Origin of the sequence: Cryobacterium roopkundense, from assembly GCF_014200405.1 — a bacterium.
GTDB lineage: Bacteria > Actinomycetota > Actinomycetes > Actinomycetales > Microbacteriaceae > Cryobacterium > Cryobacterium roopkundense.
The window spans coordinates 2,555,060-2,576,406 of sequence record NZ_JACHBQ010000001.1 but is presented as its reverse complement, the minus strand read 5'-3'; the positions used below and the strand labels follow the sequence as shown (position 1 = coordinate 2,576,406).

Genomic DNA, 21,347 nt, shown 5'->3' with positions numbered 1-21,347 from the left:
CGTCCGCGCTTTTTTGATTTGATCACCGCTCGGTAACAAAAATGAGGATTTATTAGCTTTTGTGGCGCTACCTCTCTATTGTCAAGCGTATCCACGCTCGACACGGGCGCTATGAACGCCAGGTCGGGTTCACTTCGCAAGGAGGAACATTGCCAGTCAGAGGAAAATCTGTCCGCAGGGCGCTCAGCGGGGTGGCCATCGTCGGCATCGCCGCGATCGCCCTGACCGCATGCACCACGACCGGAAGCACGTCCACCTCAACGGCCGCGAGCGGCGGCACGGTAACAGTTGCCGTCGTCAACGACTTCACCTCGTTCAACTCGCAGACGCCGCAGGGAAACCTTGACACTAATGGGCAGGTGGCCTATCTCAACGGGTCCTACGGCTCGGGCTTCTCCTACATCAGCAATGAGCTCAAGATCGTGCACGACGAGAAGTTCGGCACCTATGAGAAGACCTCCGACGACCCCCTCACGGTGAAATACACCCTCAACAAAGATAACAAGTGGTCAGACGGCGAACCCGTCACAGCGGATGACATGGTGCTCGGCTGGGCCATCCAATCCGGCTACTACGACAGCGCTACCTTCGACGAGACCTCCGGTGAGGTAAGTGGCGGAACGCAGTACTTCACGATTGCGGCTAGCACGGCGGGCCTCGACGCTACCGCGTACCCCACGGTCTCCGACGACAACACAACAATCACTCTCGAGTACGACACGCCATACGTGGACTGGGAGCTGGTGAACCCGATCGCGCAGCCCGCGCACATTGTTGCCCAGAAGGCCGGCCTGGAGTCGGCGGCGGATCTGACGGCCCTTCTCGAATCCCTGCCGGCGGGGGATCCGGCTGCCCCCGCAGCCCCGGATGCCACCCTGCAGGCCGCGGCCTCGTGGGTGAACACCGGCTACGACGTGACGGCGTTCCCGACCGACCCTGACATCCTCGTGTCGAGCGGAGCCTTCGTGGTCTCGGACTGGACGCCCGGACAATCCCTCACCATGGAGCGCAACAGCTACTACGTGGGCGGAATGACACCGAAGGTCGACAAGATCATCTTCCGCATCATTCCGGATGCGAACGCCCAGGTGACGGCGCTTCAGAACGGCGAGGTGGATATCATCAACCCGCAGGCGTCCGCTGACACGCTCACGGCCCTGGAGAATTCGGGTGCCGACGTTCTCACCGGAGACCAGCTGTCGTATGATCACCTCGACCTGAACTTCGGCTCGGCCGTCTTTGCCGACCTGAGTGTTCGCCAGGCCTTTCTGAAGACAATCCCGCGCCAGCAGATTCTGGACTCCATCGTGACGCCGGTCAATCCCGATGCCGAGGTGCTGAACTCGCAGATCTGGGTTCCGGCGAACGACCCGTACGCGGATTCGGTGGCGAACAACGGTTCCAGCGCCTACGCGGATGTGGACATCGACGGGGCCAAGGAACTGCTCGCTGGGGCGACGCCCACGATTCGCATCCTCTACAACACGAACAACCCGAATCGGGTGGACGAGTTCCAGGCGATTCAGGAGTCGGCGGCCAAGGCCGGCTTCACGATCGCCGACGCCGGGTCGCCCGACTGGAGCAAGCTGTTGCCGGGCGGCGACTATGACGCCTCCCTGTTCGGCTGGATCAGTCCGGGCGCCGGAACCAGCGCCCTGCCGCAGATCTTCTCCAGCCAGGGCGGCGGCAACTACAACAACTACACGGGCACCAACGCTGACGCGCTCAAGACGCAGACGACGCTCGACCCCGATGCCCTCGTGGAGCTGGAGATGAACATCGACAAGCAGACGTTCGCGGATGCCTATGGCCTGCCGCTCTTCCAGCTGCCCGGTGTGTTCGGTGTGTCCAAGCGCGTGGACGGCGTGGAATTCACGGGCACCCAGAACGGTCCCTTCTGGAACTTCTGGGAGTGGTCCGTCAGCCAGTAGTACCCGAAGCACTACATCACCAGGTGGGCCGGGTTCCCCGGGAACCCGGCCCACCCCCCATCGCTTCCGCCGAACAGTGCAGTGAGGTCAGAACCCATGGTGAGTTTCATCGTGAGACGGCTACTCGTCTCTGTGCTCATTCTCGTTGCGGCCTCATTCTTGATGTACATGATGGTGGCCTATTCCGCCGACCCGCTGCAGGACCTTCGCGACAGCAATTCGCCCAACAAGGTGCAGCTCATCAACGCGCGCATCCAGCTGCTGGACCTTGACGTGCCTCCGCCGCTGCGCTGGATTCTCTGGCTCGGCGGGGTCGCCCGCTGCGTGATTCCCTTCGCGAATTCCTGTGACCTCGGCTCCACGATCTCGAACGCGCTCGTGGTGGACATCCTGCCGCAGGCCCTTGCCTCGACGGTCCAGCTCGTCACACTCGCCCTCGTGCTCGCCATCGTACTGGGCGTGATGATCGGCATCGTGACAGCCCTTCGCCAGTACAGCGGCCTCGACAACACCGTGACCTTCATCAGTTTCTTCCTCTACTCGCTTCCAGCCTTCCTCGTGGCAGTGCTCTTGAAGGAGTTCGTCGCCATCGGCTTCAACGATTTTTTGCGCGACCCCGTGATCAGCGGCGTCGCCCTCGCGGTGATCGGAATCATCGTCGGCGTCATCCTGCAGTCTCTCCTCGGTGGCGACCGACGTCGACGGCTGATCGTCTTCGGCCTCTCCGGCGGCATGACCGTGGGCATCCTGCTCGTCATGCTCGCTACGAACTGGTTTCATGACCCTGGCCTTGGACCCGTCACCGTGACCGTGTTGATTGCGGCGATCGCTCTCGGAACGACCTCGCTCGCGGCCGGCCTGCACAACCGCCGCGCCCTCCTGACGGCCGGAATCAACGGGGCACTCGCGATCATCGCCTACTTCGTGCTGCAGCCGCTGTTCGACGTGTCGTCGGCTGGGACACTGCTCATTCTGGCCCTGGCCACGATCGCTGTCGGGCTGATCAGCGGGTTTCTGGTGGGCGGCTACGACAGGGGCCAGAACATGCGGGTGGGCGTGATCACCGCCGTGCTCTCGGGCGGTGTGGTCTTGCTGGACCGCTTCATGCAGTCGTGGGGCGCCCTGGCTGCCGCCACCAATGGTCGGCCGATCGCGACCGTGGGATCGTCGACGCCGGGGCTCTCGGGCGACGTCTGGCTGACCGGACTGGACACGTACACCCACCTCGCCCTGCCGACGATTGCGCTGTTGCTGATCTCCTTCGCCGGCTACACAAGATATTCCCGCGCGGGCATGCTGGAGGTGCTCAGCCTCGACTACGTGCGCACCGCGCGAGCCAAGGGCATCCCTGAACGCACCGTGATCATGCGGCACGCGTTCCGCAACATGCTGATCCCCATCACGACCCTGATCGCGTTCGACGTGGGGGCACTGCTGGGTGGCGCGATCATCACCGAGACAGTGTTTGCGATTCCCGGCATGGGGTACCTCTTCAACGCCGGGTTGCGCCGTGGGGATGTCAACCCGGTCATGGGCTACTTCGTGGTGATCGCAGCGATGGCCATCCTTTTCAACTTTCTCGCCGACCTTGCCTACGCCGGTCTTGATCCGAGGGTGAGGATCCGCTGATGTCGAATTCGCTCGAACCTGTCATCGCTCCAGATCAGCCCGTTCCCAGCACCCCGCCGGTGAGCCAGGGGCGACTCATCTGGCGCCGGTTCACGGCCAATCGCGTGGCCGTCGTGTCGGTGATCCTCATCGTGCTGATTGTGGTCTTTTCCATCTCAGCCATCGGGGTGGGTCCCATTCCCGGCTGGTGGAAATATGGCTACCGGGAACTCAACCCGCAGGTGAACGGGGGAGACCCCACGTTGTCAGTCGTGCCGAGGTGGCTCGGAGGTGACGGTGTGACGCTCGGTGAGCATCCGTTCGGCCAGGATCGCATCGGCAAGGACTACTTCGCCATGACGATGCGCGGCATCCAGAACTCCGCGCTCGTGATGGTGGTGCTTGGCCTCATCGCCACGATTCTCGGGGTGGTTGTGGGGGCGGTTGCCGGGTACTACCGCGGCTGGGTCGACGCAACGCTCATGCGCATCACCGACGTGTTCATCGTGATTCCCGCCCTCGTGATCGGGTCAGTCGTCGGTCACTGGTTCGGCGGGCTCGGCGCTCCAGTGCTGGCGATCATGCTCGGCTTCTTCTCCTGGATGGGGATCGCGCGGCTCGTGCGCGGCGAGTTCCTGTCCCTGCGAGAGCGGGCCTTCGTGGAAGCGGCCCGGGTGGCCGGCGCCTCGGATCGCCGTATCATTTTCAAGCACATCCTGCCCAACGCCATGGGAGTCGTGATCGTGTCGGCGACCCTCATCATGGCCTCGGCGATCCTGCTCGAGACCGCACTGAGCTTTCTGGGCTACGGCATCCGCTCTCCCGATGTGTCGCTGGGGCTGCTGATCAGTTCCAACCAATCGGCCTTTCAGACCAGACCGTGGCTGTTCTGGTGGCCGGGGGTGTTCATAGTGTCGCTGGCCCTGCTCGTGAACTTCGTCGGCGACGGCTTGCGCGACGCTTTCGACCCGCGACACCGGCGCTTCAAGCTCCGCCTGATGCAGGAGAGTATCCCGGAGCCCGGGGAGGAGAAGCCGTGAGTCGGGTGGCGGGCCTAACCGAGCAGAATGGCGGCCACGGTGCCCACGCCGAACACGGCAAGGGCGATCAGCGCCCCGCGTTGCGGCACGATCTCGACAGGCGTGTGCTCCGCGACACCGGCTTCGATCACGCCGCTCGCCTGCAGTCGGCTCCAGCGGTCCCGAACGAGCTGCGCGGCGTCGCCCGACTCCGTTCCGGGAAGGTCCCCGGGGCGTGGTTCCACGGTCATGAACGGCGTGCGGTCAACGGATGTCCCGGCGCGGTTGGCCCGGCGAACGGCACCTCGGCCCGGGGCGGGGGCCACCCACACGGGCCACGATCGCCCGGGTGTGTACAGGGTGAGCGAAAACTTCGTGTCCACCTGGATGAGTGCCTGCCAGGGGATCACGATCGCGCGCAGAGGGTTTCGCACCGTGACAGCGGCGTCACTGACTCGAACGGAGGGTGCCCACAGGAACACCCAGCCAAGCAGGACGATGAAGCCGGTGGGAATCAGATAGAGCTCCTGCCCGGTGATCGACAGCGCCACGGCCGACGCCGCGCAGAGCACCCACACGAGTGCCGCAAGCGCGCGATTGAAGCGAGAGACGTACGCGTCGGGATCCGCTGCCGGTTTCATGACGACATCGTCGCAGCAGGAGTCGTGCCTCTGCAACCCACCGAACGAGGGAACGGAAGAGCATGACGAACCAGTCGATCGGCCAGCTTCCCGAAGCGAAGAAGACATCCGCTCTCGTGCTCGAGGTCACCGACCTGAGCGTCGACTTCGGGGTGGACAACGTCTGGATCCCCGCGGCCATCAAGCTCACCTACTCGATTGAACGCGGCAAGGTGCTCGCGATCGTGGGGGAGTCAGGCTCGGGCAAGAGTGCGAGTTCCATGGCCATCCTCGATCTGTTGCCCGAGAACAGCCGAATCACCGGCAGCGCGAAGCTCGACGGCCGAGAGTTGCTCGGGCTCAAGCCGGCTCAGATGCGTAAGGTGCGCGGCGGGCAGATCGCGATGATCTTCCAAGAGCCGATGACGGCCCTGAACCCGGTCTACACGATCGGCTTCCAGATCATGGAGACTCTGCGCGCTCACTTCGGCATGTCGCCGCACGAGGCGAAGGTCCGCTCCCTCGAGCTGCTGGGCATGGTGGAATTGCCCGATCCGAACAAGGCCTTCAACTCATTTCCCCACCAGCTTTCCGGTGGGCAGCTGCAGCGGGTGATGATCGCCCAATCGATCTCGTGCGACCCGCAACTGCTGATCGCCGACGAACCAACCACCGCACTCGACGTGACAGTGCAGGCCGAAATTCTTGACCTGCTCCGGAGTCTGCGCGACCGCCTCGACAGTGCCATCCTGCTGATCACCCACGACATGGGCGTGGTCGCCGACCTGGCCGACGATATCGCCGTGATGCGTCGGGGCCTGATCGTGGAGCGAGGCACAGTGGAGCAGGTCTTCTCCGCGCCCGCACATCCCTACACGATCGCGCTCCTGAAGGCCGTGCCGCATCTGGGTCAGCGGGGCGACGAGACGATCGACACGACGGCTGCCCTCGCCGTGGGCACCGACGTACTCGTGGATGAGGCCCTCTCGGAGCGGATCCAGGTGAACGAGCGCCTGGCCGCGCAGGCAGCGTCCGCCGCCGCGCGCGACGAGCGCGAGGTGGTGGTGAACTTCGAACACGTCTCGATTGACTATCCCAAACACGGGCGCGTTCCGGCCTTCCGTGCGGCCGACGCGGTCACCCTCGTGGTGCGGGAGGGTGAGGTACTCGGGCTGGTCGGTGAGTCGGGATCGGGCAAGACCACTCTTGGTCGTGCGGCGATCGGACTGCTGCCGATTACGGCCGGCCGGCTCATCGTAGCCGGGCAGGACATCTCCGCAGCCTCCCGCGACGAGATCAGAACGCTGCACAAGAGCGTCGGCATAGTTTTTCAGGATCCGTCTTCGTCGTTGAATCCACGGATGCCGATCGGCGACAGTATCGGGGAGCCCCTGCGCCTGGCCCAGGGGCTGCGCGGGGCCGCGCTCAACGTGCAGGTGGAGCGGCTGCTCGACAGCGTCGAGCTGCCCCGCAACTATCGCGGACGTTTTCCCCACGAGCTGTCGGGTGGCCAGAAGCAGCGGGTGGGCATAGCGCGGGCCCTGTCGTTGAAGCCTCGCGTTCTCATCGCCGATGAGCCGACGAGCGCCCTCGACGTGTCTGTGCAGGCCCGCGTTCTCGATCTCATGCAGGCCCTGCAGATCGAGATGCAGTTCGCCTGCCTGTTCATCACGCACGACCTTGCGGTCATAGACGTGCTGGCGGATCGAATCGCCGTCATGCACCACGGACTCATCGTCGAGACCGGCACGCGGGATGAGATTCTGCGCTACCCGAAACATCCGTACACCCAGCGATTGCTGGCGGCGGTTCCCCTTCCCGACCCTGTCGAACAGCGGGCTCGTCGAGAACTCCGGCGCAGTGTCCTGGCGGCGGGCGCGGAGGGGTAACGCGCGAGCGATCCTCAATTCCCAGCCGGCACCGGGTATGGTTTTGAGCAATGAGAATCAGATCCACGGTCGCCTGGGTCGTTGCCGCCGGTCTGCTGCTGACCGGGTGCACGGCCTCGACGGCCGAATCCGGATTGGACAAGGGCACCACCCTCACGGTCGCCGTCGATGAGGCCTTCGACTCGAGCAATCCGGCGACGACCTACGGCAATTCAACGGCCAATCTGGGTGTCGGTTCCCTGACGAACGACTGGTTCTTCTCGGTGGACGATACGCCGGCCGTGGTGCGGGACGAATCGTTCGGACATTACGAACGCGTCTCCACCGATCCCCTCACCGTGAAGTACACCGTGAATTCGGGCGTGAAATGGTCGGACGGCACGGCGGTGGACGCCGCCGACCTGCTGCTCAACTGGGTGGCGAACTCTCGGGCCCGTGATACCCCCGGATACGTGCCAGGGGCCCTCGCCGACGCCCAAACCCACGAGATCAAAGGGGACCTGCCCGCAGACACTGTGTATTTCGATTCCGGCGCGCAACCCGACTCAGGCCTGGGGCTCGTTCACGACCTGCCCACCGTGAGCGATGACAACCGCTCGATCACGATGGTTTATTCGGCTCCCTATGCGGACTGGGAACTCGTGTTCCCGGCCGCACTGCCCGCGCATGTCGTGGGTCAGAAGGCCCTGGGCCTCACCGACAGCGCTGAGTCCAAGAAGGCCGTGAGCTCGGCCATCACGTCCGGCGACACGGGGCCGCTGTCCAGAGTCGCCTCGGTGTGGAACTCCGGGTTCAACTTCACCGAAATGCCGGCGGATACCGAGCTCATGCTCAGCACCGGTCCGTATACGATTTCGGGAATCGAGGCGGGAGAATCCGTTACCCTCACCGCGAATCCCGAGTACACCGGCGCTCGCAAGCCCTCGATCGAAACCGTGGTGCTGAGACGCATCGGCGACCCCCTCGCCGCCGTTCAGGCCCTCGGCACGGGGGAGGTCGACGTGCTCTCCACCCCGGCGACGGCCGCCGTGGCGGATTCCCTCGAGGCACTGGAGAACGTGACCTCCTTGTCAGGATCCGGCGGCACGTACGAGCACATCGATGTGCAGGCGGCACAGTCGAAGAGTGGCGTGTTCGACGATCTCCGAGTGCGCCAGGCGTTTCTGAGGGTTGTGCCCCGGCAGCAGATGGTCGACGAACTGGTGACGCCGGTCGCCGGCGACCCGGCAGTGCCGCGTGACTCTCAGGTCCTTGTGCCCGGAACCCCGGGCTACGCCGAGTCCGTGAAACAGAACGGATCTCGAGCATATGCCGACGTGGACGTGCCGGGTGCTCGGGCCCTGCTGGCCGCCGCGGGGGTGTCAGCGCCCGAGGTCTGCGTGCTGTACGAATCCAGTAATCCTCGGCGGGTCCAGGAGTTCACGCTCATCGCGGCCTCGGCGGCCCAGGCGGGCTTCGTCGTGACCGACTGCGGCGACCCAGACTGGCGCGAACTGCTGGGGGCGGCCAACCACTACGACGCCGCGCTGTTCGGATGGTCGACTCCGTCCCTGGCCGTGTCGGCAACGAGCGACACCTTCCGCACCGGCGGGAGCAACAACTTCTCGTATTTTTCCAACCCCGAGGTCGATGCCGTCACCGCGGCATTGGGCGTCGAGCTGGACCCGGCCACCCAGATCGACTTGCAGCAGCGACTGGACACGCTGCTGTGGGACAACGCCTATGGGCTGCCGCTCTTCGATCTTCCGATCGTCACGGCGCACAGCGATCGGGTCACGGGCGTGGCGCCATCTATCCTGGCGCCCCAGCTGCTGTGGAATTTGCCCGACTGGACTGTCGACGACTCCCGGTAACGGCTCCGAGCGCCCCGGATGGGGCGCATCCGCCGGGAGCGCGGTATGCCCGGCCCACGCGGTGATCATAACGCGAAAGTCACCTCTTCACTGTGCTCATTTGAGCATAGTGTTGCCTTTTCTGGCAGAACTTGAGCATATCTCACTATTATTCAGTAATTTAGTTACCAACGTGTAACGTTTCGTGGACTTTTGGTCTGGGGTTACTCCCTGCGCCTAGTGTCGGGGTAACCACCTTGGCGACGGCGCTTGAGATTGTGTTGTCGCCCCTTGTACATCTTGCACAGGAGGAACATTTGTACATTTCAACTCCACGAGTGAAGCGACTGGCTGCCGCCGGGGCGCTGCTCGGCGTGTCAGCGCTCGTTCTCACGGCCTGCACGACGACCGATACGGGGCCTGCGGCCTCCGAGGGCGGAACCGTTCGCATTGCCGAGGTGAACGAGCTCAGCTCATTCAACACGGGCACTGCTGACGGCAACGTTGACATCAACAACCAGATTGAATACTTCACGCAGGGGGACTTCTTCCGTCTGGATGACACCGCCTCCGTGGTGTACGACGAGAGCTTCGGCACCGTCGAAAAGCTCTCGGACGACCCGCTGTCCATCAAATACACCGTGAACGAGGGTGTCACCTGGTCCGACGGCGAAGCGATCGACGCCGACGACCTGCTGCTCGGCTGGGCCGCCACGTCGGGCTACTACGACGACGCCGACGCCGAAGGCACCGTGGGCACGACCTACTTCACTCCGGCCGGCAGCACCTCCGGTCTCGACCAGATCGCGCTGCCCGAGGTGGGCGACGATGGTCGCTCGATCACTACGACCTACAGCGGCCCCTACGCCGACTGGACTCTTTTCTCCCCGATGAGCGTTCCCGCTCACGTCGTCGCCGAAAAGGCGGGTCTCGAGCCCGATTCCCTCGTCGCGCTCTTCGAGAGCGCCACGGAAGGCAATGTTGACGCTCCGGCCGAGACGAACGCCGACCTGCGTGCCGTAGCGGATGTCTGGAACAGCGGATTCGTGACGGCTTCACTGCCGAGCGACGCCTCGCTGTACCTCTCCTCAGGACCGTTCATCGTATCGTCCTGGGATTCCGGACAGTCGGTCACCATGGCCGTGAACGAGTCCTACACGGGCGACCTCGCACCCGACGGCATCGACCAGGTGGTTGTTCGGTTCATCGCCGACGCGAACGCCCAGGTGCAGGCGCTGCAGAACGGTGAGGTTGACATCATCAACCCGCAGGCGTCTGCAGACACACTGTCGTCCCTCGAGGCACTCACCGGAGTGAACGTGATGACCGGCGACACCGGCAGCTACGACCACATCGACCTGAACTTCGACCCCGCCGGTGTGTTCGGTGAGGCCAGCGTGCGTGAGGCATTCCTCAAGACGATCCCGCGTGAGCAGATCCTCGACGCGCTCATTCGTCCGCTCGACCCTGAAGCCAGCCTGCTCAACTCGCAGATCTTCTTCCCGGGCGTGGATGGCTACGACGAAGCAACGTCGACGAACGGGTCTGACGCCTATGACGTGGTTGACGTTGCCGGGGCCACCGCCCTGCTCGCCGGCGCCACCCCGAGCGTTCGCGTCGCCTACAACAACGCCAACCCGAACCGGGTCGACGCATTCCTCGCCATTCAGGCCTCTGCGGCCGAAGCCGGAATCACCGTCGTCGACGGCGGACTCCCGGCCGACCAGTGGGGTGAGGCCCTGTCGCTCCCCGAGACCTGGGACGCCTTCATCTTCGGTTGGAGCACTGTCGGTGCCGGAGTGCTCGGCGTGCCCCAGCTCTTCGACTCCGAAGCGGACAGCAACTTCGGCAAGTTCAGCAACCCCGAAGCGGATGCCCTGATGGACGAACTCGTTCGCACCACTGATTCGGCCACCCAGGTCGAGCTGCAGGTGCAGGTTGAGCAACTGCTCTGGGAGGGTGGCTTTGGTCTTCCCCTCTTCATCTCGCCCGGCGTGATCGCGTCTGGTCCGAATGTTGACGGCGTCGAGTACAGCCCCTGGCAGACTGGCCCGATCTGGAACTTCTGGGACTGGACCATGGTCTCCTAGCCAGCCGCAGCTAGTCGGCTGAACAACAAGGCCGGTACCGGTGCGCCGGGGATCTCAGAATCCCCGGCGCACCGGTATTACTGGTACGACCCCTAAGCATGCGAAGACCGACTCGTCGACAATGATGTCGCGAGTCCCACGGCCAAGCGAGGTTCCTGAGAGCAATGTTGAGCTTTATCACCAGGCGAATTTTCGTCTCCGCCCTGCTCCTACTCGGAGCGTCATTCATCATGTACGTGCTGACAGCCATCTCGGGTGACCCGCTCGAGGAACTGCGCGGGAGCCGTGACCCCAACCGGGACCAGCTCATTCAGTTGCGCTCCGACCAGCTCAACCTCGACGTGCCCATTCCCTTGCGCTACTTCGGCTGGCTGGGCGGCACCGCCCAGTGCCTGATCCCCTTCGCGAATGCCTGCGACCTCGGCGTGAACATCTTCAACCAGCAGGTGACCGAGCTGATACCGCTCGCCCTCAACTCCACGATCCAGCTGATCACGGGCGCCACGGTTCTCGCCATCATCTTCGGAATCACCATCGGCATCGTCTCCGCCCTGCGCCACAACACCGGATTCGACTACTCCGTCACCTTCATCATCTTTCTGTTGTTCTCCATGCCGGCGTTCTGGATCGCCGTGCTGCTCAAGGAATTCCTCGCGATCGGCTTCAACGACTTTCTTGCGGCGCCGGTGATCACCTACCCGACGATCGCGGTCATCGCGGTCGTGGCCGGCATCATCTGGCAGGCCATGGTGGCGGGGCCCGTACGTCGGCGAGGGGGAATCTTCGTGATCTCCGGGCTGGCAACAGCTGCGCTGCTCGTGTTCTTCAACGAGACCGACTGGTTCCGCAACCCCGGGTTGGGCCCTGTCATGATTGCGGTCTCAGCCATCGGGACCGGAATCCTCGTGACGGCCCTCATCGCCGGTTTCAAGGACCCGCGTGCCATGATCACGGCTCTGCTCAATGCCGGCTTCGCGATCGTGGCCTACTTCACCCTCCAGAGCCTGCTCGACATCTCGAGCTGGGGAACGATTTGCATTCTCGCCCTGGCCACCCTGGCCGTGGGACTGGCCAGCGGGTGGCTCGTCGGCGGCGACGACCGCACGGTGAACATGCGCATCGGCGCGATCACCGCTGTGCTCTCCGGCGGGCTTCTGCTGATCGACCGATTCATGCAGTCCTGGGCCGAGTACGCGGGCAACCGTGCGATCGGCGGCCGTCCCATCGCCACCGTCGGATCAAGCACGCCGACGCTCGAGGGCGACATCTGGATCATGGGCATCGACACCTTCACCCATTTCCTGTTGCCGACCATTTCGTTGACCCTGATCTCCCTCGCCGGGTACACCCGGTATGTGAGATCGGGAATGCTCGACGTTCTCGACCAGGACTACATCCGCACCGCGCGCGCCAAGGGACTTGACGAACGAACCGTCATCGTGCGGCACGCCTTCCGCAACGCCCTCATCCCCCTCGCCACCCTCGTCGCGGCCGATATCGGCGCAATCATCGGCGGGGCGATCATCACCGAGCAGGTCTTCGCCATCAGCGGTATGGGCCAACTCTTCATTCGATCGCTCAACAACGTCGACCCGAATCCGGTCATGGCCTACTTCGTCGTGATCTCAGTGGTCGCGCTGATTGCCAACCTCGTGGCTGACCTGTCCTACGCGGCGCTTGACCCGAGAGTAAGGACGCACTGATGAGCCAGCACCAGCCCGTGGCCAGCCAGAGCCCGACACCCGACGCGGGTGCCACAAAGTCTGACGAGGCCGGGCGCAGCCAGACCCGTCTCGTTCTGGGCCGTTTCGTCGAGCATAAGATCGCCCTTGTCTCCATCGCCATCGTGGCATTCATCGCGGTGCTGTCGTCGTCTGCAGTGGGCATCGGACCGTTGTCGGGGTGGTGGCACCTCAGTTACAACCAGCTCAACCCGCTGGTCGACGGCGGAGCCCCGACCATGTCTGTCGTGCCCCGCTGGCTGGGCGGTGAAGGACTTTTCCTCGGCGACCACCCATTCGGGCAGGACCGCATCGGCAAAGACTACTTCGCCATGACCATGCGAGGCATCCAGAACTCACTCACGGTGATGTTGATCGTGGGGATCCTCGCGACCGTGATCGGCACCGTCATCGGCGCCGTCGCCGGCTACTACCGCGGCGTGGTCGACGCCATCCTGATGCGTTTCACGGACCTCATCATCATCATTCCGGTGATCGTGGTCGGTGCTCTCGTTGGAGCTATCGCGAGCCGGCTCGGCGGCGCGATCGACGGCCCTGTCATCCTGGCGATCCTGCTCGGCTTCTTCACCTGGACGACTCTGGCCCGGCTGGTGCGCGGCGAATTCTTCACCCTGCGTGAGCGCGAATACGTGGAGGCGGCCCGGGTCGCTGGCGCCTCGGACCTGCGGATTATCTTCAAACACATTCTGCCCAACGCGATCGGTGTCGTGATTGTGGCGGCAACGCTGCTGATGGCGGGCGCCATCCTGCTCGAAGTCGCCCTCGGGTTCCTAGGGCTCGGCGTGCGGCCGCCCGACGTATCCCTCGGGCGCCTGATCAGCGACAACCAGTCGTCGTTCGCGACGCGGCCGTGGCTGTTCTGGTGGCCCGGTGTGTTCATCATCACGCTCGCGCTGTGCGTGAACTTCATCGGAGACGGGCTGCGCGACGCCTTCGACCCGCGTCAGCGTCGCTTCCGTCCGCGCCGCGCGAACAAGGCCCTCGCATGACTGTGTGTGTCGCGGCGTTGCTAGATCAGCGCGGCCGTCAGGCTGAGACCGAGGAGCGCCGCCAGCACGCCGAGAACAGTCACATGCATCGTTCGGGTGACCGGAGTCGTGTCGGCGGTACCCGTCTGAACGGCGCCGGCCTCAATCAGGGCGTCCCAGCGCGCCCGAACGCGGCGGGCCGCGTCTCCGGATTCGCTGCCGCGGAGTTCGCCGGGAAGGCTGCGACCGTCGCTGGAACGTTCCAGGGGATTCTCGTTCTCCGCCTTGCGGGAGCGGCGGGCCATCCGCTGGGACGTGAGCGCTCCAGGGGCTGGTGCGACCCAGGCGGAGTAACGGTGACCCGGCGTCACGAGCGTCAGCGCGAATCGGGTGTCCACCTGAATGAGCGCGGACCACGGCACCACAACGGTGGTCACGACGTTGCGCAGCGACACGTGCTCGTCGGTGATCACCAGGTTCGGCCGCCACAGCACCACCCAGCCGGCGTAGGCGAGCAGGGCAATCGTCGGGGCGGACCGCAGCGTGGCTTCGCCGCCGCCGAAGAAGGCGCTCAGGAGCATGATTCCCGCCACGGCCCACACCACGACACACACAGTCCTATTGAATCTCGAGCCGATGATTTCAGGCTCCGATGCACGATGAGTCATTTTCCAATGATTGCAGGGAGAGCCACACATGCCTGACCAGACGGCCCAGAGCGCGGTTCCGGTACTCGAAATGATCAACGTCGGCGTTGAATTCGGCGTGGAGCGAGACTGGGTTCCGGCGGCGAAGAACCTCACCTACTCCATCCGGCGCGGCCAGATCCTGGCCGTCGTCGGCGAATCCGGCTCGGGCAAGAGTGCGAGTTCGATGGCAATCCTCGACCTGCTTCCCCGCAACAGCAGAGTGACGGGCAGCATCAAGCTCGATGGCCAGGAACTGCGTGGCCTTACCGCCGGCCGGATGCGCCAGGTGCGCGGCGAGAAGGTGGCTGCGATCTTCCAGGAGCCCATGACGGCCCTCAACCCCGTCTTCACAATCGGCTTCCAGATTGTGGAAACCCTGCGAGTGCACACGGGGATGCGCCCGATCGATGCGCGAGCCCGCGCTCTCGAACTCCTCAGCATGGTGGAACTGCCGGATCCGGAAAAGGCGTACAACTCCTACCCCCATCAGCTCTCCGGCGGCCAGCGACAGCGCGCCATGATTGCTCAGGCGCTCTCCTGCGACCCGATGCTGCTGATCGCCGACGAGCCCACCACCGCTCTCGACGTGACGGTTCAGGCCGAAATTCTCGAGCTGCTGCGCGACCTGCGAAACAAGCTCAACAGCGCCGTGCTGCTCATCACCCACGACATGGGCGTCGTCGCCGACCTCGCAGACGACATCGTGGTCATGAAGGACGGCGAGATCGTCGAGGCAGGGGAGGTGCACCAGATCTTCCTGAACCCACAGCACGAGTACACCAAGGCCTTGCTCGCGGCCGTACCTCGCCTTGGCTTCGGCTTTGGTGCAGCGGATGCCACGGGCGCGATCGACGTGACAGCCGCCCTTGCCGAGGCGCTTGAGCTCGGCCCGGCCACCGCCACAGAGCGGGCGACTGCGCCCGAACCTGTCGGTGCGGGTGATGCCGTGCTGCAGATGGACGACATCGCCGTGGAGTTCGGAAAGCGCGGCAAGATCAAGGCCTTCCGCGCCGTCGACGGCGTGTCCCTCAGCATCCGCTCCGGTGAAGTGTTGGGGCTCGTGGGGGAGTCGGGCTCCGGCAAGACCACGATAGGCCGTGCCGCGGTGGGCCTGCAGCCCATCGTCGAGGGCTCGCTGATCGTGACGGGTCGGGACATCACGAAAGCCACTCGAAAGGACCTGCAGGGGCTGCGCCGCCGGGTCGGCATCGTTTTCCAAGACCCGTCCTCCTCGCTGAACCCGCGGCTGTCGATCGGGGACAGCATTGGGGAGCCACTCAAGCTGGCGGGCGAATCGAAGGGCAAGGCCCTCGGTCTGCGAATCGAAGAGCTGCTCGACAGCGTGCGCCTGCCCAGGTCCTATCGGAACCGTTATCCCCACGAACTGTCCGGCGGACAGAAGCAACGCGTTGGAATCGCACGCGCGCTGAGTCTGAGTCCGCTCTTGCTGGTTGCCGACGAGCCGACCTCTGCCCTCGACGTGTCGGTGCAGGCGACTGTTCTTGAACTCCTCAAGGAACTGCAGGCCGAGATGAAGTTCGCCTGCTTGTTCATCAGTCACGACTTGGCCGTCGTCGACATCATGGCCGATCGCATCGCGGTGATGCACTACGGCCGAATCGTGGAAACCGGAACCCGCGACGAGGTGCTCCGTGCTCCTAAGGACCCTTACACGCAGCGATTGATCGCCGCAATCCCGGTACCGGACCCGGACACGCAACGCGACCGGAGAGAGTTGCGCCTGGCCCTGCTGGCCGCTGCGGAAGGCGGAGCCGATCGAGAATAGGCTCCCAGCGGGGCCCCTCGTGAATACGGTAGGATGATTCCTTGGGTCTAACTGTGGCCCCGCACATCCACTCTTCGTCGCCAGCGTCACTCTGCGGCATTCATTCTTCGTAAGGATCTACTTTTATGGCGATTGCCACGCGCAATAACCTCCGAAATGTTGCCATCGTCGCTCACGTTGACCACGGCAAGACGACGCTGGTCGACGCGATGCTCAAGCAGACTGACTCGTTTTCCGACCATGCCAAGGTCGAAGAGCGCGCCATGGACTCGAACGAGCTCGAGCGCGAAAAGGGCATCACGATTCTCGCCAAGAACACGGCGGTTTCGTATAAGGGCATCCACGCCCACGAGGGTCCCATCACGATCAACGTGATCGACACCCCCGGCCACGCCGACTTCGGTGGCGAGGTCGAGCGCGGCCTGTCCATGGTCGACGGTGTCGTTCTCCTCGTGGACGCGAGCGAGGGCCCGCTGCCGCAGACGCGATTTGTGCTGCGCAAGGCGCTTGAAGCCAAGCTGCCCGTCATCCTGCTGGTCAACAAGACCGACCGTCCCGACGCGCGCATCGACGAGGTTGTGGCCGAGAGCCAGGACCTGCTCATCGGTCTCGCGAGCGACATGGCCGACGACTTCCCTGACCTCGACCTCGACGCCGTGCTCGACGTACCCGTCGTCTACGCGTCAGGCCGCAACGGCGCCGCGAGCTGGAACAAGCCCGACGACGGCACGCTGCCCGACAACGACGACCTTGAGCCGCTCTTCGACGCGATTCTCAAGCACATCCCGGCACCGACGTACGATGACGAGCACCCCCTCCAGGCGCACGTCACCAACCTCGACGCCTCGCCGTTCCTCGGCCGCCTCGCACTGCTGCGCATCTTCCAGGGCACCATCAAGAAGGGCCAGACCGTGGCCTGGGTGCAGCAGGACGGCACCGTCTCCAACGTGAAGATCACCGAGCTGCTGATCACCAAGGCTCTCGACCGCTACCCGACCGAGAGCGCCGGCCCCGGCGACATCGTGGCCGTTGCCGGTATCGACAACATCACCATCGGTGAGACCCTCGCCGACCCCGACGACGTGCGCCCCCTGCCGACCATCACGGTCGACGACCCGGCCATCTCGATGACCATCGGAACCAACACCTCGCCGCTCATGGGCAAGATCCGCGGCCACAAGCTCACCGCCCGCATGGTGAAGGACCGCCTGGACCGTGAGCTCGTCGGTAACGTCTCGCTCAAGGTCGTCGACATCGGACGCCCGGACGCCTGGGAGGTGCAGGGCCGTGGAGAACTGGCCCTCGCCATCCTGGTCGAGCAGATGCGCCGCGAAGGCTTCGAGCTTACCGTCGGCAAGCCGCAGGTGGTTGTGAAGCGCATCGACGGAAAGGTGCACGAGCCCTTCGAGCACCTCACCATCGACGCACCCGAGGAGTACCTCGGTGCGATCACGCAGCTGCTCGCCGCTCGCAAGGGTCGCATGGAAAACATGGCGAACCATGGCACCGGCTGGGTTCGCATGGAATTCATCGTTCCGTCGCGCGGCCTGATCGGCTTCCGTACCCAGTTCCTCACGGACACCCGCGGTACCGGTATCGCCAACGCGATCCTGCACGGCTACGAGCCCTGGGCCGGTACGATCAACACCCGCACGAACGGTTCCATCGTGGCCGACCGTTCTGGTGCGGTCACCCCGTTCGCGATCATCAACCTGCAGGAGCGCATGTCGTTCTTCGTGCAGCCTACCTCCGAGGTCTACGAAGGCATGGTCATCGGCGAGAACTCGCGCGCCGACGACATGGACGTGAACATCACCAAGGAAAAGAAACTGACCAACATGCGTCAGTCCAGCTCCGACACGTTCGAGTCGATGACGCCGCCCAAGGTTCTCTCGCTCGAGCAGTGCCTCGAATTCGCCCGTGAAGACGAGTGCGTCGAGGTCACCCCCGCCGCAGTGCGCATCCGCAAGGTCGAGCTGACCGCCGCGGCTCGCTCGCGCCAGGTCTCGCGCGTCAAGAAGATGGACGGCAACTAAACCGCACCCGCCTCACCACGAGAACCCGCAGCCACCGGCTGCGGGTTCTCGTGTTTCGGGGGACAATGAACTCATGACGACATCACCCCGGGTCCGGACGGTAACTCTTGCCCTGATCGCGGCGCTCGGCTTCGTTCCCCTGTTGGCTGGCTGTGATGCCGTCGGCGGCGCGGTGAACACCGCCGTGACCGATGCGACGGGCGGTAACGTGAGTCTCGGTGGGCAGCTTCCCGCGGGCTGGCCGAGCGAGGTTCCCGTGATCGACGGCACGATCCTCTTCGGGGCCGGCACATCAACGAGTGACAAGCAGGGGTGGGTCGTCACGATCGACGCGACCTCGACGGATCCGCTTGCCGACGCGCGCACCCAACTGGAAGGCGCCGGCTTCGTGGCCGACAAGAGCGCCTCCAGTGAGAGCTCCGGCGTCGTCGCCATGAAGAACGACACCTACCGCGTGGTCGTGGTCGCCAACAGCGACGGCATCCTCTACACGGTCACGCCGCTCTAGTCGAGTCGGGCGGGGCGCCAACCCGGGGCGGAAGCCGGGCCCACTTTATGAACCTGGGCCCAGTTCATAGACTGGGCCGTAGTTCGGGGCCCGGGCCCCGTGCGGTAGGGGGGCGTGGCGGTCAGGAGAAGAGCGGGGCGCCGACATAGCTCCCGGCGCGGGCGCCGGCCGGCACCACGAAGAGGGCGCTGCCCACGTGCCGCACGTACTCGTTCATGCTGTCGTGCTTGGCGAGGTTCAGCTGCACCGTGGTGAACTGCTTCGGAGCACGCTGGAAGCTGATGAAGAACAGCCCGGCTTCCAGACGGCCGAGGTCGTCATTGCCGTCAACGAAGTTGTACCCGCGGCGCAACAGCTGGGCGCCGGCGTTCTGGGCCGGGTGGGCTAGCCTCACGTGTGAGGCCGCGGCGATCAGGGGTTCGCCCTCGCCACCCGTCAGATCGAAGTCGGGTTCGGTGAACTCCGTGCCGCCAGACAGGGGCGCACCCTCGCCCTTGGTACGGCCGAAGACGGTCTCCTGCTCCCGCATGATCGTGCGGTCCCAGGTCTCAATCGTCATGCGGATGCGCCGCGCCACGAGATAGGAGCCGCCGGCGAGCCAGGACTGGTCGCTGCCTGAGGGCACCCAGACGTGCTCGTTTACGACGGCCGGCTGCTCGGCCTTGATGTTCGCCGTGCCGTCTTTGAAGCCGAACAGGTTGCGCGGCGTGGACTGCGTTGTGCTCGTGCTCGAGGTGCGTCCGAAACCCAGCTGTGACCAGCGGATGACGGCGCGGCCGAACGCGATGCGGGAGAGGTTGCGGATGGCGTGCACGGCCACCTGCGGATCGTTCGCGCAGGCCTGGATGCACAGGTCGCCGTCGCTGAACGCGTCTTCGAGGGCATCGCCGGGAAAATGCGGGAGCCGCGTGAGGTCTGCGGGACGACGGGCCGCGATGCCGAAGCGGTCCACGGCATCCGCTGTTTCGAACAGCGACGGGCCGAAGCCGAAGGTGATGGTCAGCCCGGCCGGCGGCAGGCCCTGCGCCTCCCCGGTGTCCTGCGGCGGAGCGTCGTAGGGGCCGCTGACCGCCCCGAACTCGCCCACGTCGCGCCCGGCGGTGAGCGCGGCCGCGGCGACGCTCCAGTCGCGGAGCAGGTCGATCAGGTCGGCGCGGGTGGCGCCGGCGGCCATGTCGAATGCGGCGAAGTGAAGGCGGTCCTGCGCCGGCGTCACGATGCCGGCCTGGTGGTTGCCGTAGAAGGGGTACTGGGCGGAATCATCCGAAACGGATGCCCCCACCGCCGTGGCCACGACGCGGTCGCCCGCGACGCCCAGGCCGATTCCCGCCGCGCCTGCACCCGCCAGGCCCAGCAGTCCGCGCCTGGTCAGGCCGCGGGTCGGGGTGGGTTCCGACTGGGGTTCAGGCGCTCCGGCAGCGGGCTTCTTCTTGCGGAGGATCACAGCACGAGCGCGGACGTGAGCTGGTTGAGCGGCTCGCCGAGCGCATTCACCTGGTCGGCTAGGGCCCGGATCTTGGCGGGCGTGAGGTCGGTGTAGAGGGTGAAGCCGTCGCCGATTCGCTGGGCATCGAGCAGCACCTGCAGGGCGGCGAACTCGCTGTCGAGAGACTGGGCCAGGTCGGGATCTTCCTGCACGAGTAGGTCGCGCACGCCGGCATACAGCACCGCCGCGCCGTCGACGTTGGCTTGGAAGTCCCAGAGATCGGTGTGCGACCAGAATTCCTCCTCGCCCGTGACCTTGCCGGAGGCGACCTCGTCGAGCAGGCCGATCGCGCCGTTGGTCTGCTGTGACAGCGTGAAGGACAGGCCCTGCACCTTCTCCTTAAGAGTGGCCGTGTCGGCCACGAGAAGACCAGTGAGGTGTTGGCGCTTCTCCGAAGTGTACGCGGCGAAGCCGGCCTCGGCTTCCGCAGGCCAGAGGTCTTTCTCGATGGCGTGCCAGCCCGTCCATTCCTGGCCCTCTTCGAGGTCGGCTTCGCGCAGGTCGAGCTTCGGGTCGAGGTCGCCGAAGGACTCCGCGATAGTCTCCACGCGCTCCCAGTGTGCCCGGGTCGGGGCGTAGAGGGCGCGTGCGGCGTCATCGTCACCCGCCACGTAGGCGGCGGTGAAGGCGTCCGTTCCCGTGGCGAGCTGGTCGACCTGGTCTTTCACATAGGAAGCGTAGTTTGTGTTGGCCGTGTCGATCTGGGCCGCGAGGTCGGCGTTCGGCTTCGCTGCGGCGTCGGACTTCGTCACCGTGAATTCGGCCTTGCCCACGCCGTCTCCGGTCATCCCCGGCTTGCAGGCCGTGAAGTAGCTGCCGGCCGAGATCTGCACGACGAGCTCGCGGCTCAGGCCAGGACCGATGTTCTCGGCCTCTCCCTTGATGGTGAGGCCATCCTCGCCGAGCAGGTAGAACTCGGTGACCTCGTCACCGGAGTTCGTCACCGTGAAGCTCACCGTTCCGGCGGGCGCGGTGTCGGCCGAGACCGTGCAATCGGTCGCCGAGCTGTCGACCGTGAGTTTCTCGTGGGTGGTCTTCGGTGCGTTGGCGACGCATCCGCTCAGGGCGAGGGCCGCGACGGCACCGAGGGCGCAAAGCGCGGTGAAGTTCAGGGCGTTGCGGGGGGCACGGGCGCGCATGGGA

15 protein-coding genes are annotated in these 21,347 nt (G+C 64.9%); 11 read left to right on the top strand and 4 right to left on the bottom strand.

Annotated elements, in window-relative coordinates; all coding sequences use genetic code 11:
- The first annotated feature begins 149 nt into the window (after positions 1-149).
- The 3 genes from BJ997_RS12135 to BJ997_RS12125 all read left to right on the top strand — a co-directional run bounded on the left by BJ997_RS12135 (position 150) and on the right by BJ997_RS12125 (position 4,579).
- The gene (locus BJ997_RS12135; protein ID WP_035834800.1) at positions 150-1,931 is read left to right on the top strand and encodes an ABC transporter family substrate-binding protein; all 1,782 of its coding nucleotides are present in this window, start codon (positions 150-152) and stop codon (positions 1,929-1,931) included.
- Positions 1,932-2,027: 96 nt separating this feature from the next.
- Entirely contained in the window at positions 2,028-3,560 is a 1,533-nt protein-coding gene (locus BJ997_RS12130; RefSeq protein WP_035834801.1) for an ABC transporter permease, read from the top strand.
- Positions 3,560-4,579, top strand: a complete 1,020-nt coding sequence (locus BJ997_RS12125; protein ID WP_035834803.1) for an ABC transporter permease — start codon at positions 3,560-3,562, stop codon at positions 4,577-4,579. The genes BJ997_RS12130 and BJ997_RS12125 overlap by 1 nt, the downstream gene beginning before the upstream one ends.
- Positions 4,580-4,593: 14 nt before the next feature.
- Here the strand turns inward: BJ997_RS12125 and BJ997_RS12120 are convergent, their stop codons facing one another.
- Positions 4,594-5,199, bottom strand: coding sequence for a PH domain-containing protein (locus BJ997_RS12120; protein ID WP_035834805.1), 606 nt, complete (start codon positions 5,197-5,199; stop codon positions 4,594-4,596).
- 62 nt (positions 5,200-5,261) lie between these two features.
- Here BJ997_RS12120 and BJ997_RS12115 point away from each other — a divergent pair, with 62 nt between their 5' ends.
- The 5 genes from BJ997_RS12115 (at position 5,262) to BJ997_RS12095 (ending at position 13,720) form a co-directional block, all read left to right on the top strand.
- Positions 5,262-7,067 (top strand): dipeptide ABC transporter ATP-binding protein, encoded by a 1,806-nt coding sequence (locus tag BJ997_RS12115; RefSeq protein ID WP_052541875.1) that lies wholly within the window; start codon positions 5,262-5,264, stop codon positions 7,065-7,067.
- 50 nt (positions 7,068-7,117) lie between these two features.
- Complete coding sequence (locus BJ997_RS12110; protein WP_035834807.1) at positions 7,118-8,920, top strand: ABC transporter family substrate-binding protein; 1,803 nt, start codon at positions 7,118-7,120, stop codon at positions 8,918-8,920.
- A gap of 317 nt (positions 8,921-9,237) precedes the next feature.
- Complete coding sequence (locus BJ997_RS12105; RefSeq protein WP_152602051.1) at positions 9,238-10,989, top strand: ABC transporter family substrate-binding protein; 1,752 nt, start codon at positions 9,238-9,240, stop codon at positions 10,987-10,989.
- A 164-nt stretch (positions 10,990-11,153) separates the two neighbouring features.
- Entirely contained in the window at positions 11,154-12,692 is a 1,539-nt protein-coding gene (locus BJ997_RS12100) for an ABC transporter permease (RefSeq protein WP_035834811.1), read from the top strand.
- Positions 12,692-13,720, top strand: a complete 1,029-nt coding sequence (locus BJ997_RS12095; protein WP_035834812.1) for an ABC transporter permease — start codon at positions 12,692-12,694, stop codon at positions 13,718-13,720. Before BJ997_RS12100 ends, BJ997_RS12095 begins: the two co-directional genes overlap by 1 nt.
- 20 nt (positions 13,721-13,740) lie before the next feature.
- Here BJ997_RS12095 and BJ997_RS12090 read toward each other — a convergent pair whose 3' ends face one another.
- Positions 13,741-14,367: a PH domain-containing protein gene (locus BJ997_RS12090; protein ID WP_035834813.1), complete on the bottom strand. Its 627-nt coding sequence runs from the start codon at positions 14,365-14,367 to the stop codon at positions 13,741-13,743.
- 28 nt (positions 14,368-14,395) lie between these two features.
- On the opposite strand from BJ997_RS12090, the gene BJ997_RS12085 reads away from it, so the two are divergent.
- From BJ997_RS12085 to BJ997_RS12075, 3 genes are all read left to right on the top strand, one after another.
- Positions 14,396-16,174: an ABC transporter ATP-binding protein gene (locus BJ997_RS12085; RefSeq protein WP_035834814.1), complete on the top strand. Its 1,779-nt coding sequence runs from the start codon at positions 14,396-14,398 to the stop codon at positions 16,172-16,174.
- Between the two features lie 125 nt (positions 16,175-16,299).
- Complete coding sequence (typA, locus tag BJ997_RS12080; protein WP_035834815.1) at positions 16,300-18,210, top strand: translational GTPase TypA; 1,911 nt, start codon at positions 16,300-16,302, stop codon at positions 18,208-18,210.
- Between the two features lie 73 nt (positions 18,211-18,283).
- The gene (locus tag BJ997_RS12075; RefSeq protein ID WP_035834816.1) at positions 18,284-18,718 is read left to right on the top strand and encodes a hypothetical protein; all 435 of its coding nucleotides are present in this window, start codon (positions 18,284-18,286) and stop codon (positions 18,716-18,718) included.
- Between the two features lie 121 nt (positions 18,719-18,839).
- Here the strand turns inward: BJ997_RS12075 and efeB are convergent, their stop codons facing one another.
- On the bottom strand, positions 18,840-20,159 hold the full coding sequence (gene efeB, locus BJ997_RS12070; protein ID WP_052541889.1) for an iron uptake transporter deferrochelatase/peroxidase subunit: 1,320 nt from the start codon (positions 20,157-20,159) through the stop codon (positions 18,840-18,842).
- Positions 20,159-21,343, bottom strand: coding sequence for an iron uptake system protein EfeO (gene efeO, locus BJ997_RS12065; protein WP_052541877.1), 1,185 nt, complete (start codon positions 21,341-21,343; stop codon positions 20,159-20,161). Before efeO ends, efeB begins: the two co-directional genes overlap by 1 nt.
- Positions 21,344-21,347 lie beyond the last annotated feature (4 nt).